Source organism: Pseudomonadota bacterium (assembly GCA_016711215.1).
Taxonomy (GTDB): Bacteria; Myxococcota_A; Polyangia.
Window position 1 is genome coordinate 543,412 of the sequence record JADJTL010000002.1, and the last position, 13,439, is coordinate 556,850.

The following is a 13,439-nucleotide window of genomic DNA, read 5'->3' on the forward strand; positions in this document are numbered from 1 at the left end:
GAGGGGCTGCGATGACGGTACAAGAGGTACAAGAGGTACAAGAGCAGGCCGCCGCGCTCGAGCAGTGGCTCGGCACGGCGGTAGGCGAGGCCCTGCAGGCCGCGCTGGCGGTCGAAGAGGCCAACGGCAGCGCGCCTGCTTGGCAGGCGGTGCTCGCGCGCTGGAGCGTGGCGCCGCTCGGCGAGGCGGAGCGCGCACGCCTGGCGCAGGCCACGGGCATGCGCTTCGGGGCGCCGGTCGGCGAGCTGCACGACGTGCTGAAAGAGATCGCCGCGGCGGCCGAGCCCCGGCTGCGTGCCATCGATTGGCCGCTCGACGACGCGCCGCTCCATCGCCGGGCCGAGCGGCTGCAGCGCGTCGTCGGCGAGCTGCGCGAGAGCACGCTGGCGCTCTACAGGCAGCGCGTGCTGCCCAAGCGCGGCATGTTCGCCCAGGCCTTCGCCGCCGCCGCGAAGGGCCCCGTGGGCAAGGGCCCGCCGCGCGAGGCCCTGGTGATGCGCTGCGCGGCCTGCGGCGCGCCTCGCGTGCGCGAGGACCACTTCCGCTGCGACTACTGCGACAGCCCCTTTGGTGGTGAAGGTGAGGCGCCATGACGGCATCGTTGACCCCGGCGGCGCGGGCACGGCTGCTGCCGCTGCAGCAGCGCTGGGTCGCCTTCGTGGGCAAGGTCCAGGCGCGCGCCGGCGAGATCGAGGCCGAGGCGGCGGCCGGCCTCGACGCGCTGATGCAGCTCAACCCGCTCGACCTGGCCCCCATCGGTGGCGGCGTCGCGGCGGTCGAGACGCGCTTTCGCGGTCTGAGCGAGAAGCTCGATCAGGCGCTGAGCACGCTCGAGCAGGAATGGGACGAGAGCACCGATGCGCTCGAGCTCGACGGGGACGAGCGACGTCAGGTCGGCCTCGCCTGGCGCGAGCTGCAGCGCCAACGCGACCAGGCCGCGCTCGACCTCGCGCTGCGGCGTGATCGGCTGCTGGTGCGCAAGCAGGCCGATTGGGGCCGGCTCTTGCAGCCGCTGGCGCAGCGGGAGTGCGCGGAGCCGCGCGTCTGCCCGCAGTGCGGCGCCTCCTTTCAGCCCAAGCTCGTGCATGGCACCAGCAACGTGGCCTGCGCCTACTGTGGCGCGATCAACGAGGCCTTCGTCGGCAGCGCCACCGCGCTCTACTACGGCGGCGCCGGCGTCGATCACCTCGCGCGCGAGCAGGCCTTCGAGCGCTGGCTGACGATGGGCGCGGCCGAGCAGGCCTTCAAGCGCAGTCGCTGGCCGACCGAGGAGGATTGGCAACAGACCCTGGCGCAAGCCCGTGCCTACTGGCAGGCGTTCTATCGCGCGCTGGTCGAGCTGCACCCGGGCTTCAACCGCCCGGTCGACGAAGCGGCGGAGGCCCAGCTGGCGCAGCCGATCGCCTACGATCGCGGCAGCGATCGGGCGACGCGTGCGCTGCGCAGCGAGGTCCTGCGGCTGCTGCGCGGTCGAGACCTCCGCGCGCTGCAGGCCGCGTTGGCGCGCGCGCCCCAGGCGGACCTCGCCGACCTGGCCGGCGCCGCCCTCGAGCATGGGGATCGGGAGGGTGCCCTCACCTTGCTCGAGCTCCATCACGCGCGCGAGCGCAGCAGCGAGCCCCGGGCGCAATGGGTCAGCGAGCAGCTCGACGCGCTCGAGCAGCTGCTCGCCGCCCGCTGACTACCGCTCCACCCTACTGGCTCATGCAGAGCAGCGCGCGGCTCGCCATGCAGTTGGTCGGATTGCAGTTGAAGATCGACCCGCCGCTGCAGCCGCCGCCGCCGGTGTCGGCGAACTTGCCGCTGTCCGCGCTGGAGCTCGAGGTCCAGCTCTGGCAGGTCTCGTCGGTGCTCTTGGTGCCCCCGGGCTTGGTGCCGGTCCAGACGTAGCTCGTGCTGGAGCCGAGCGAGAGGGCGCCGCCGTTCTCCGGACTCTGGCTCCAGAAGTTGCCGCCAGCGATCACCTTGCCGTTGGTCGTGATCACCGGATAACGGATGACGAAGCGATCGGCGGCGTGGACCGTGGCATCGGAGAGCACCGCCATGAACACGCCGGGCAGGCCCGCGCCGGCCGCTGCCGCGCTGCAGATCGCATCCGCGCCCAAGAGGCCGCCCAGGTCGCCGCCGTAGGTCGTCGCCGTGCGAAAGACGAGCGTGCCCGCCACCAGGCTCAGGGCGGCCTGCGGCGCGTTGTTGGCGCTGACGTCGAGCGTCCCCGCGAAGCTGCCGCCGTTATACGCCCGCGGCCGCACGGTGACCGTGCAGAGCATGCCGGAGGCGAGGCTCCGGCCGGCGCAGCCATTGGCGGTGAGCTCGAAGCTGGTCGTGTTGCTGAGGCTGACCGCCAGCGGGGTCGAGGTCTGGTCGCCGACGTTCTCGATCGTGAAGGTCTCTGCCTTGCCGTAGCCGGGGCTGCCGGCCTCGGCCACGACCATCGCGGCCGCGCGCGGGGTGATCGTGAGCACCGCACCAAGCGCCGCGGGCTGCTCGACGCAGTAGAGGCGCTTGCTTTCGGAGCAGGGTGAGAGCCAGGTGTAGCGCAGCCACCAGGCGTCGGTAGCCTCTGCCAGACCGCCGCGGCCGTAGCCCGTGGTCGAGCGCCAGTCATTGCAGGTCTCGCCGGGGCCGCTGACGGGGTCGCTGCCCGGGCCGCCCGTCCAGCTGGGAACGCTGCCGCCGCTGGCGACGGGGGTCACGGCGACCCCTGAAAGGTTTCCATCCCAGAGGTAGACGGCGTCGACGCTGGCGCCGTCGCTGGCGCGCACCACCGGATAGGTGATCGTCAGCAGGTCCTTGGCCGCGATCGCCTGGGTCGAGAGCAGCGCGCGGAAGATGCCACCGTAGCCCAGCGTCGACGCGGCGAGCTGGCAGTGCTGATGGGCCGTGCCGAGGCCGCCCAGATTGCCGCTGAAGGCGCCGGGCGTGGTGAAGATACGTGTGCTGCCGGACTTGGTCGTGATCGTCCAGTTGACGCGCGCCGTGCCCAGCTCGACCACGGCGATGCTCGTCGTCAGCACGTTGGGGCTAGAGGTGAGGCGGAGCTGCAGCGTCTGTCCCGGGCGAATCAGCGCGGTTGGGCCCCAGGCGCCGCCCTCGACCCGCAGGGCTGGCGAGCCGCCGCCGGTGACCGACGCGAGCAGCGTGCCGTCGAAGCCGGTGATTGGCAGCGCGCTGCTGAGGACGATCGAGCCCAGGGGTTGGTCCCTCAGCTCGGCGAAGGCGAAGGCGTCGGGCGTCTGATCGGCCGGTGCGGCGTCGGCGACTGCCGCATCGGGCAGCGCGGCTGTCGCATCGGGCAGCGCGGCGTCGGCCTCCGCCAGCCCGCTGTCGCGCTGGGCCACGGCGCCGTCCCGCGCCGCCCCGTCGGCTCTCAGGCCCGTGTCGCGCCCCGGCAGCACACCGGCATCGCGCCGCGCCGCATCCGCTCGGGCCGCGTCACGCGTCGCGCGCGCATCCGCCTCGGGCCGAAAGCCCTCCCGCGAGCAGGCCCCCAGCAGCCCCGACGAGAGACAGCAAACCCCAACCCATGCGAGACCGTGCCAGCGCATTGCTAATGCTCCTTGGTGATGACCGAGAGACCGGTCGCGACCCAGAGCCGGCGATTGTAACAGATGTGAGAGAGCCGCGGAGGGGGTGGGGATGGACGACGAAGTGACGCACGCCTCGCGCAAAGCCCCCCAGCTTTGCAACCGCGTCAGCCGTCCGCGTCAGGAGAAAGCACCAGTCGAGGCTACAGGCGCCTGCGTCGGCCGCCAGGCGGATGCTCCCAGGGTCCCGAAGCGACGGCGCGTTCATCAGAGCTGCCCCCTCGCCGGCCAGCCCAGCGGGAGCACGCTAGCCCTTCTTCAGCGCGACGCCCCGACATGACCGGCCGTGCGCTCGACGACGAAGCGGCGCCCCGACTCAGGTCGTCCTGCAGCAAACCTGACGGTTTGCTGATGGTGGCCGGCAAGCCGATCTGCATTGGGCGCCGGGCTAAAAACGCCAGCATGGATGGCGATGACCGGCCTTCTGGTACCTACGACGATTTCATGACCGTGGACGCCAGCGCGCAGTATGACCTTTTCGTGCTCTGCGGCCTTCGCCCATGTGATGGTGCCCGAGGCCGCCGCGAAGGAGCTGCCTGCCACTCCTTCCCGGCCAAGCACCCCACGCAAGGCCTCCGTGAGACGCTCAGCATCGGCCCCGGTCAGTGCCATCGCGGCGGCCTTGGCGGTAAGGACCGAAGCTCTGGCCCCCTCGAGAGCTTGAACTTCGTCACGACTGGCATGCTTCCGGCTTCTTGTGAAGCGCTCAATCTCAGTCGCTAGGGTCCCCAGGGCCTCGGACGCGTCGCTTTGCGCGGGCGCAAGCCGGCTACCGGCGTGGGTTTCCAGAGCCTTCGCCACCCCGTTTGCCGGCGCCAAAGTCAGCGCGGCCACGCAACCCACCACAGCCAAACCACCTCGCGTTCTCATCATCGTTCCCCTTCTCCATGACGCCAGGGTGACGTCTATGCGGCGTGCGCGTGTCGCGTCGGCCGGTTTACCCTGTCCCGAGGCCCCATCGCGGGGCAATTTGGGACGTGCGCCGCGTACCACAGCAAGATGCGATCCCACAAGTTCATTCGCCCGCGGCGCCGTTGAAGCGGCCCCAACTGGTCCGTGGCAAGGTATTATTCATGAACGATTCCAAACCAATATAGCCGCGCGCTGAGCATCGTTCGCAACGGACCCGGGTGTGGCTTCCGCTAGGGAGACTCTCTGAAGCTGAGTGAGCCTCTCCGAGTCTCGGAGCAGAGCGGAGCAGAGGTAGGTGGCTGTCGGTGCGGACGACGCTCCGGCCGGACCGCCAGTCGAGGCCTAGAGCCGGGGCCAGCAGCAGCCCGCCTTGTGCCTCAGCGGCGCCGGCGTCGACGCCAAAGCAGGCCGACCGCCAGCAGCAGGGCGCTGGCCGCGGCGACCTCCAGCAGGCGCCCGTGGGGCTCACCTACTTCCGCTGGGGCCTCTGCGAGCGCCCGCAGGCCGTCGTCGCCGCCCTTACAGGCCAGCCCCGGGGCCGGCTTATGCAGCGCATAGCGGTCGAGGATGCGGCCGTCGGCGGCGACGGCCTCGAGCTGCAGCGTGGTGGCGCTGACCTCGACCCGCAGATAGTGGTGTTCGGTGGAGGCCGCGGGGCGCGTGGCGTCCGTGCCCCCGGCGAAGGGGAGGGTCTGGGCGCCGCCGCCGCCCGTCGTGACGTAGACCGTTCCCGGGGTACCCGCCGCCACCTTGCAGGGCTCGGCGCCGCTCGGCTCGGCGCTGCTCGGCTCGGCGCAGCGCGAGGGCGCGAAGCGCTCGTAGAAATGGTTGTGGCCGGCCACGACGAGATCGACGCCGCGGGCGTTGAATACGGGGACGAAGGCGGCGTTTTGGCCCTGCTCGTTGGGCGGGTGGCCGAAGAGCCCCGCGCGCGTGTAGCTCGGGTAGTGCATGTAGACGAGCTTCCAGCGGCTGCGGCTGGCTGCTAGCACGCCGTCGAGCCAGCGCGCCTGGTTGCCGAAGGGACGCGCGCCCTGGGCCGAGCTGGTCAGCGTGCTGACGCTGGCGATGAGCAAGGGGCCGACCTCGAAGGCCTGGCACTCCTCCAGCGCCTGGCCCGCCTTGGCGCAGGCGGCGGCCGGCTGCTGCAGCAGCTTGCTGTAGTACATCGCGGGGCCGACGCCGGGGCCGTCGTCGTGGTTGCCGAGCGCGTAGAGCATCGGCAGGGCGTGGCTGAAGCGCTCGGTGGCCTTGAAATACGCGACCCACTGCGCGGGCACCTTGCCGTCGCTGACGAAGTCCCCCGTGTGCAAGACGAAGCGCGCGTCGTCGGCGACGATACGTTCGAGCAGGCCGAGCCAGCGCTGGCTCGTGCCGCGCGCCGACTCCCAGCGATCGGCGCGACTGTCGCCGCCGAGGGCGAAGCGAAAGCGCGCGCAGGGGTCGCCGCCCGCCGGCCGACTGCGCAGGCGCCGCTCGGCGCTGAAGCCGCCGCGGCTATCGCCGACGCGGTAGTAGTAGGGCGTATCGGGCCGCAGCCCGCGCAGCGCCACCTCGCTCTGCACGCCGAAGCCCTCGCCGAGGAAGCGCAGGCTGCCCCGCGTACGTTGGTCGTAGCGGCCGGGCGTCAGCCCGTAGCGCACCTCGGCGAAGGCCGGCGCCTTGGCGCCGAGCGTGTTCCAGGTGACGCCGACGCCCGTGGCATCGTCGCCGAGATAGGATAGGCGCAGCCAGCGCGGCTGCGCGGCGGCGCTGGCCGCGGTGAAGCTCGCGCAGCCGAGCAGGAGCAGCCGCACCGCGGCGTGAGTGACGTAAGTGGCGTAGGTAGAGCGCATCCGCCGCAGCATAGACGCCCCCGCGCCCTCGCGCACGCGCCCCGTCGACGCACGCGCCCCGCTGACGAGCACGCCCCGCGCTGCTACGCTGGCGCGCTGCGCGCTCGCTCAGGCACGGACCTGTAGAGAACAAAGGAGTCGAAGATGTGGCATCGCCTGTTCGGGCCCTGCTTCGTGCTGATGCTCGCCAGCGGCCTCGTCGCGCTGCACGCCGGCGGCGGCTGTGCCCCTCTGCGCAAGGACCAGACAGTCTGCGCGCCCGATCGCCGACTGCGCTGTGTCGGCACCGCGAGCTGCGCCTGGGATCGTCAGCGCCATTGTCGCAGCTGCCAGTGCGACGCGCTGCAAGCCGTCCCCCGCCCTCCGCCGCCGGATCGCCCGCAACCCGCCGGCGCCGAGCCCCCAACCGCGCCGTGGCCCTGAGCGCCACTACTAACAGTGGGCGGCGCTCCCCAGCTGGCGATCCACCAGCCCCGCGCGCGGCCCTTTCCGGCGGCGCGTGACTGCGCTAGGGTCCGCCTGCCCGTCGTGGGTTGGAGGAGCCCGATGCTGATATTGTTGGCCGATTCGTTCGATGCCTCGCTACCCGAGCGGCTCAAGACCTACGGCGAGGTGACCGACGACGTGGGTCGTCTGGCCGAGGCCGAGGTGCTCTTGATTCGCAGCAAGACCAAGGCGACGCGCGACTATCTCGAGCGCGCGCCGCGGCTGAAGCTGATCATCCGGGGCGGCGTCGGGCTCGATAACGTCGATCGCGAGCACGCCAAGGCGCGTGGCATTCGCGTCGACAATACGCCCGAGGCCTCCACCGTCGCCGTCGCCGAGTTCGCGCTGACGCTGATGCTGGCGGCGATCAACCACGTCGTCGCGGGCCACAATGGCATGCTGCAGGGGAAGTTCCTCAAGAAGGAGCTCAAGCGCAGCGAGCTCTGCGGCAAGACGCTCGGGCTGATCGGCGTCGGTCGCATCGGCACGGCGGTGGCGCAGCGGGCCAAGGCCTTCGGCATGCGCGTCGTCGGCTACGACCCGCTCGTCAAGACCAACGCGGAGGTCGAGCTGCTCGAGCTCGATGCCCTGCTCACCGCCGCCGACGTGCTCTCGCTGCACGCGCCGCTGACGCCGGAGACCCGCGGGATGCTCAATGACGAGCGTCTCGGGCGGACGAAGCCCGGCGTGGTGATCGTCAACACCGGTCGCGGTGGCTGCGTCGACGAGCCGGCGATGGCCGCCGCGCTGCAGCGCGGGCAGGTGCGCTCTTACGCCACGGACGTATGGACCAGCGATCCGCCGCCTGCGGACTGCCCGCTGGTCGGGCTGCCCGGGGTGTTGATGGCGCCGCACCTCGGGGCCTCGAGCAAAGAGAACCTGTTGCGCATCGGCGATGAGGTCGTGCAAAAGATCGCCGCCTACGACAGGGAGCGCCGCTGAAGCGAGACGCTGAGTCGAAGAGCCGAGCCATCGGAAGGCCGAGGCGTCGGTCCGCCCTCAGGCGGCCGCGGCGCCGCTGTTGCCCGTCCTGTTGAGTTGCCCAAGGAGCAGGTTCATGAAACGCGCCCTCAATTTTGGTCCTGGTCCCTCGGCCCTGCCGCTGAGCGTGCTGCAGGAGACCGCGGCCGAGTGGCTCGACTTCGCTGGCACGGGGATGTCCGTGCTCGAGGTCAGCCACCGCGGTCCCGACTACGACGCGGTGCATCGGGACGCGCAGACGCGGCTCAAGCGGCTGCTCGGCCTCGGCGACGACTACACGGTGCTGATGGTCGGCGGCGGCGCGAGCACCCAGTTCGCCGCCGTGCCGCTCAACCTGCTGCATCCGGGGCAGACGGCGGACTACCTCGTCACCGGTTCGTGGGCCAAGAAGGCCTACAAAGAGGCCCAGCTCTTCGGCACCGTCAACCTCGCGGCCGACACCGCGGACGCCAGCGCGGGCGGTGCCTACTGCCGCGTGCCGCGGCCCGAGGAGTGCCTCTTCACCCCCGGCGCGGCCTACGTGCACCTGACCTCGAACAACACGATCGCCGGCTCGCAGTATGCGGCCTTTCCGCAACCCGCGGCGCCGCTCGTCGCGGACATGTCCTCGGACCTGCTCGGTCGCCCGATCGACGCGCGCGCCTTCGCCCTGATCTACGCCGGAGCGCAGAAGAACCTCGGCCCCGCCGGCGCCACCGTCGTGATCATCCGTCAGGAGCTGCTCGAGCGCTGCCGCAGCGGAATACCGACGATGCTGCACTACCCGACGCTGGCGAAGGCCGAGTCGCTGCACAACACGCCGCCGTGCTTTGCCATCTACCTGATGGCCAAGGTCTTCAAGTGGGTCGAGGCGCAGGGTGGTGTCGAGGGCATGGGCCGCCGCAACCAGCAGAAGGCCGACGTGCTCTACGGCGCGATCGACCGCCACGCGGGCTTCTACCGGGCGCCCGTCGACAAGGACAGCCGCTCGACGATGAACGTCGTCTTCCGCCTGCCCAGCGAAGCGCTGGAGCAGCGCTTCGTCAGCGAGGCCAAGGCGCAGGCGATGGTGGGGCTCAAGGGTCATCGCAGCGTCGGTGGCATCCGCGCGTCGATCTACAACGGTGTCGAGCCCGCCTGGGTCGAGGCCCTCGCCTCCTTCATGGAGCAGTTCGCGCGCCAGCACGGCTAGTCCCGGCCTCCGGCGCTTGCTGACGCCGCGGCGCCCGCGAAATCTCCGCGCGACCGGCCCCCTTCGCTACTCCGTGCTTTCGACTATAATCGCCGCATGCTGAAGCGTTACGCCCCACTCCTGGTGGCCCTGGCTCTCGCCACCCTCGCCGTCGTCCTCGTGCTCTACCAGGTCCGCGCTTACAAGCGCGAGGCCACCGCCGGCTGGGAGCTGGAGAAGGTCCTCGTCGCGGCCACCGACCTGCAGCCCGGCGCGCCGCTCAATCCCAACGTCGTGCGCGTCGGCGAGATGCCGCGCAAGTTCGTCTACGACAGCGTGCTCGGTCCCGCCGACAGCGAGTTCGCCTTTGGCCGCGAGGTCGTCGTGCCGCTCAAGGCGGGCGAGCCGATTCACTGGTACCAGCTCCGCGGCGTCCGCGCGCTCGAGCAGCTCGCCAAGGCCGTGCCGCGGCGTCAACGCGCGATCAGCATCAGCGTCACCGAGCGCTCGGCGGTCGGGCATTGGCTTCGCCCCAACGACACGGTCGACGTGATGGGGAGCTTTCGCGATCCAGCGTCGAGCGAGATGGTCGTGGTCACGCTGCTGCAAAACATCATCGTGCTCGCCACCGGGCAGACCACCGGCTCGACGCAGGGCATCGAGTCCGACACGCAGTACTCGACCGTAACGCTGCTCGTCGATCCCGAGGAGGCCGAGGTGCTGGTTTTGGCGCAGGAGCTCGGCTCGCTCTACTTCTCGCTGCGCAACATCGAGGACATGGATGTGCTCGACGAGGAGAAGCGCGGCCGCACCACGCTCAGCTCGCTCTTGGCGGGCGAGCGGCTCAAGCAGGCGCGCGAGCGGCGCTACCGCCAGAACGTGATCATCCAGCGCGGGCTCCCGGGTGATCGGCGTGGACGCTGACCATCACCTCACCCAGGGCCAGCGCAGCCAGCCCCGCAGGCCTCACCGCAGGCCTCGCCGCAGGCCTCGCCGCAGGCCTTGGCCGCTGCGGCCCAGCGACCCGGACCAGGCGATGACAGCAGCCTGCTCCAATCGGCGCTGCCCGCTCGACGCTGCCCTGAGGCGCCAATGATCGGGCTGATCGTCCTCGCTGTCTTCGGCGCCGTGGCGTTGTTGGTGCTGGTCGTGTCCAGCGTCGCGGCCCATGGCCTGCGCATCTATGAGGAGCGCTACCTCGCCCACGGCACCAGCTCGCTGGGGGAGATGTTCATCTTCATCCAGCCACGGCAGCTGCTCGTGCTCACGCTCAGCGTCGCCGTCGTCGGCGGGCTGCTCGGTTGGCTGCTGATGCATTGGTTCATCGGCCTGGTGCTGGTGCTGGCGGGGCTGACCGCGCCGCGTGCGGCGATCAAGCACCTGCGGCGCAAGCGCGTCCGCGCCTTCGATCGCCAGCTCGGGGATGCGCTGGTGCGGATGGCGGCCGCCTTCCGAGCCGGGCTGACCCTGGCCCAGGCGATGGACACCCTGTCGCAGGAGACCCCGCCGCCGCTCGGTGAGGAGTTCAAGCTGGCGGTGCGCGAGCTGACGCTCGGCGTGGCGCAGGACCAGGCGCTGGTCAACCTCGGCGAGCGCGTCGGGTCGGAGAGCCTCAAGCTGGTGGTGACGGCGACCAACATCGCCCGTCAGCTCGGAGCCAACCTGGCGGAGATGTACGACATCATCTCGGACGCGATTCGCGAGCGCTTTCAGATCGAGAGCAAGGTGGACGCGCTGACGGCGATGGGTCGGATGCAGAGCTGGATCATCGGGCTGATGCCCGGCGCCGTCGGCGTCGCCTTCTACTTCATGCGGCGCGATCTGATGGAGCCGATGCTCGGCTCGGCCTTCGGCGTGACCCTCGTCGCTGCGGTGTTGCTGATGGAGCTGGTGGGGCTCTGGCTGATTCGTCGCATGACCGAGATCGAGTTCTAATGCTGGACGACGTGGAACGAGCGCCAGGCGCAGCAGCAGCTCAGGGCGAGGCGCAGGGCGCCCGACGAGGCACAGCGCAGGTTCGCGTCGTGACCGGCCGCGCCCCGCGCGGGGCGAGCGGCGCTGCGCTGCCACGAGACAGGCATTAAGGGCCCCCGATGCTCAGCGCAATCGTCCTTTCCCTGATCATGGCGGCGGTGGGTGGAGCGGCCTTCCTGATCGCGCTCTTCGTCGCCGGGACGGTCGCGCGCTCGGCGCTGTTGCTCGAGGCCCGCGAGCGCGTGGTGGCCCAGCGCGCCGCCGAGGCCGGCCCGAGCGTGGCGCCCGCTGGAGGCCGATTGCGGGCGTCCTGGGTCGGGCGTTGGACGCTGGCCTTGCGCGACGTCGCCTTGCAGCGCCTCGGCAATAGCGTGCGGCCGCTGCTCACGCCGCGCCTGGCGCGCTGGCTGCAAAAGCGCTTCCTCACGCTTGGACGTCCGGACTATCGCCCGGAGGACTTCGCGGCGGCGATGCTCGTCTCCGCGGTCTTCTTCGGGCTGCTGGCGCTCTTGGCCCTGGCGATGCTGCGGCGCCCGCTGCTGCCGGCGCTGGCCATCGCCGTGCTCGGCCTGGGGTTTCCGCTGGTCTGGCTGCGCGATCAGACGATCCGCCGCCACCGCGCGATCCGCCGGGCGCTGCCCTATCACCTCGACCTGCTCACGCTCTCCGTCGAGGCCGGGCTCGACTTTGGTCAGGCGCTGGGTACGGTCGTCGAGCGCGGTCAGCCGGGCCCGCTGAACGAGGAGATCGCGCTCACCCTCAACGAGATGCGCCTCGGCAAGACGCGGGAGGATGCGCTGCGCGCGCTCGGCGAGCGGGTGCAGCTCAGCGAGCTGAGCAACTTCCTCTCCAACCTGATTCAGGTCGACAAGCTCGGCACCTCGCTCGGTCGCGTGCTCCGCATCCAGAGCACGCAGCTCCGGGTGGCACGCATGCATCGCGCGGAGAAGGAGGCCAATCAGGCGCCAGTGCGGCTGCTCTTGCCCTTGGTGCTCTGCTTCTTTCCGACGCTCTTCATGATCCTCTTCGGCCCGATCGTCTACCGCTTCATCTACGGTGGTTGACGTGGCGCCGCGCGGACGACGTGAAGCACAGGGGGCCACGAACCGCGCGTCGGGCGCGTCGGGCGCGTCGCCGCGTGCGCGGGTCGCGGCGCTCGCCCGCACGGGCTTCGTGCTGCGCATGGTCGAGGGCGCACAGGTCGGCCTCGAGTACGCCTTCGAGCGGCAGGCGACGATCGGCAGGACCGACGAGAACGACATCGTCCTGGTCGAGCCGGGCCTCTCGCGGCGCCACCTGCGCATCTATGATTCGCACGGCGCCTATGTGCTCGAGGACCTCGGCAGCGCCAACGGCACGCGCCTCAATGGCGAGCGCGTCGCCGGTCTCGAGGTCCTGCGTGAGGGCGACCACATCACGCTGGCGCAGAGCACCTTCCGCTTCTCGTTGATCACGCCGCCGCTCGGCGAGCCGACCCAACAGGTGCGCTTCACGGGCTCCCAGCTCCGCCGCCTCGACGTCTCAAGTGTGCGCAAGGCCGGCGCCGGTGAGCGCTGGTGGCGCAGACGCGGCGCCTGGCTGGCGCTCGCGGCCCTCGCCTTGCTCGGTGGCGGGCTGGCTGCATGGTTGCTGCTGCGGGCCGGCGGCACGCTGCTGCAGCGCGCCGACCGCTCCGACGAGCCGGTGACCTACGCCGACGACGAGATCTTTTTCCGCAGCGTCTTCGGCTACGGCGAAACCGATCGCGCCCATCGTTCGCGCCTGATCGTGCGCTTCCGGCACCTCGCCGGGCGCGTCACCCTGGAGTACGGCGCCTGGGGCGTGGACAAGCTGGGTGAGCTGGTCATCGAGCTCAACGGCAAGCCGGTCGGCGAGGTGCCACTGACGCTGATGCGCTGGACCTACGGGCTGAAGCTGGTCTTGCCCGCGACGCTGCTGCAGCGCGGCGAGAACACCCTCGTCTTCCGCAATACGCGCGAGCCGAGCGAGGACGAGCGCTGGGAGATCTGCTTCCTCCAGCTGCGCCAGGAGGTCTTGCCGCCGCCCGATGCAGCCCAGGCGCGGCGCTTGTTCGAGCTGGGCCGGCAGGCCTGGAATGAACGCGACATCGAGCCCAGCAACATGTCCACGGCGCTGACGCGCTTTCGCCGGGCGCGCGATCTGCTGGAGGGCCTCAGGGAGCGGCCGGCGATCTACCTCGAGGCGCTCGACTACATCGACAAGGTCGACAAGGCCTTGACCGTGCGCTTTCAGGAGGGTCTGTTCTCGGCGCAGCGCGCGATGCGCGTCGAGGGCGACCGCGCGTCGGCCCGGGCGCTGATCGCCCATACCCTGCGCCACTTTGCCCGCGACGACTACCGCTACCGCGAGCTCACGCGCCTGCTCGACGCGCTCGGCGAGGAGTAGGCGCGGCAGGCGCTTCGGGGCGCGAGCTGACGCAGCTTCGCCAAGGATTCCGAGCCTATAAAGCGGCGGATGCCTTGCCCCACGGTGGTCGATCGGCTACCATCCTCG

The 13,439-nt window shown here is 70.7% G+C and carries 12 protein-coding genes; 9 read left to right on the forward strand and 3 right to left on the reverse strand.

Annotated elements, in window-relative coordinates:
* Positions 1 to 11 precede the first annotated feature (11 nt).
* Positions 12 to 593: a hypothetical protein gene (locus IPL40_07270; GenBank protein MBK8480961.1), complete on the forward strand. Its 582-nt coding sequence runs from the start codon at positions 12 to 14 to the stop codon at positions 591 to 593.
* Entirely contained in the window at positions 590 to 1,681 is a 1,092-nt protein-coding gene (locus IPL40_07275) for a hypothetical protein (GenBank protein MBK8480962.1), read from the forward strand. The genes IPL40_07270 and IPL40_07275 overlap by 4 nt, the downstream gene beginning before the upstream one ends.
* 13 nt (positions 1,682 to 1,694) lie before the next feature.
* On the opposite strand, the gene IPL40_07280 is transcribed toward IPL40_07275, so the two are convergent.
* From IPL40_07280 to IPL40_07290, 3 genes are all read right to left on the reverse strand, one after another.
* Positions 1,695 to 3,548, reverse strand: a complete 1,854-nt coding sequence (locus IPL40_07280) for a hypothetical protein (GenBank protein ID MBK8480963.1) — start codon at positions 3,546 to 3,548, stop codon at positions 1,695 to 1,697.
* Between the two features lie 297 nt (positions 3,549 to 3,845).
* Complete coding sequence (locus IPL40_07285) at positions 3,846 to 4,460, reverse strand: hypothetical protein (GenBank protein ID MBK8480964.1); 615 nt, start codon at positions 4,458 to 4,460, stop codon at positions 3,846 to 3,848.
* 416 nt (positions 4,461 to 4,876) lie between these two features.
* A complete protein-coding gene (locus IPL40_07290; protein MBK8480965.1) occupies positions 4,877 to 6,334 on the reverse strand; it encodes a metallophosphoesterase family protein in 1,458 nt (485 codons plus the stop codon).
* A 144-nt stretch (positions 6,335 to 6,478) separates the two neighbouring features.
* On the opposite strand from IPL40_07290, the gene IPL40_07295 reads away from it, so the two are divergent.
* The 7 genes from IPL40_07295 to IPL40_07325 all read left to right on the forward strand — a co-directional run bounded on the left by IPL40_07295 (position 6,479) and on the right by IPL40_07325 (position 13,331).
* Positions 6,479 to 6,757: a hypothetical protein gene (locus IPL40_07295; GenBank protein ID MBK8480966.1), complete on the forward strand. Its 279-nt coding sequence runs from the start codon at positions 6,479 to 6,481 to the stop codon at positions 6,755 to 6,757.
* Positions 6,758 to 6,880: 123 nt separating this feature from the next.
* Positions 6,881 to 7,762, forward strand: coding sequence for a hydroxyacid dehydrogenase (locus IPL40_07300; GenBank protein MBK8480967.1), 882 nt, complete (start codon positions 6,881 to 6,883; stop codon positions 7,760 to 7,762).
* Positions 7,763 to 7,877: 115 nt separating this feature from the next.
* A complete protein-coding gene (gene serC / locus IPL40_07305; GenBank protein ID MBK8480968.1) occupies positions 7,878 to 8,972 on the forward strand; it encodes a 3-phosphoserine/phosphohydroxythreonine transaminase in 1,095 nt (364 codons plus the stop codon).
* Positions 8,973 to 9,068: 96 nt separating this feature from the next.
* Positions 9,069 to 9,875, forward strand: a complete 807-nt coding sequence (gene cpaB, locus IPL40_07310; GenBank protein MBK8480969.1) for a Flp pilus assembly protein CpaB — start codon at positions 9,069 to 9,071, stop codon at positions 9,873 to 9,875.
* Positions 9,876 to 10,043: 168 nt separating this feature from the next.
* A complete protein-coding gene (locus IPL40_07315) occupies positions 10,044 to 10,886 on the forward strand; it encodes a type II secretion system F family protein (protein ID MBK8480970.1) in 843 nt (280 codons plus the stop codon).
* 509 nt (positions 10,887 to 11,395) lie between these two features.
* Positions 11,396 to 11,989: a type II secretion system F family protein gene (locus IPL40_07320; protein ID MBK8480971.1), complete on the forward strand. Its 594-nt coding sequence runs from the start codon at positions 11,396 to 11,398 to the stop codon at positions 11,987 to 11,989.
* Between the two features lies 1 nt (position 11,990).
* Positions 11,991 to 13,331 carry an FHA domain-containing protein gene (locus tag IPL40_07325; GenBank protein MBK8480972.1) on the forward strand — a complete coding sequence of 447 codons (1,341 nt, stop codon included), beginning with the start codon at positions 11,991 to 11,993 and terminating at the stop codon, positions 13,329 to 13,331.
* Positions 13,332 to 13,439: the final 108 nt, after the last annotated feature.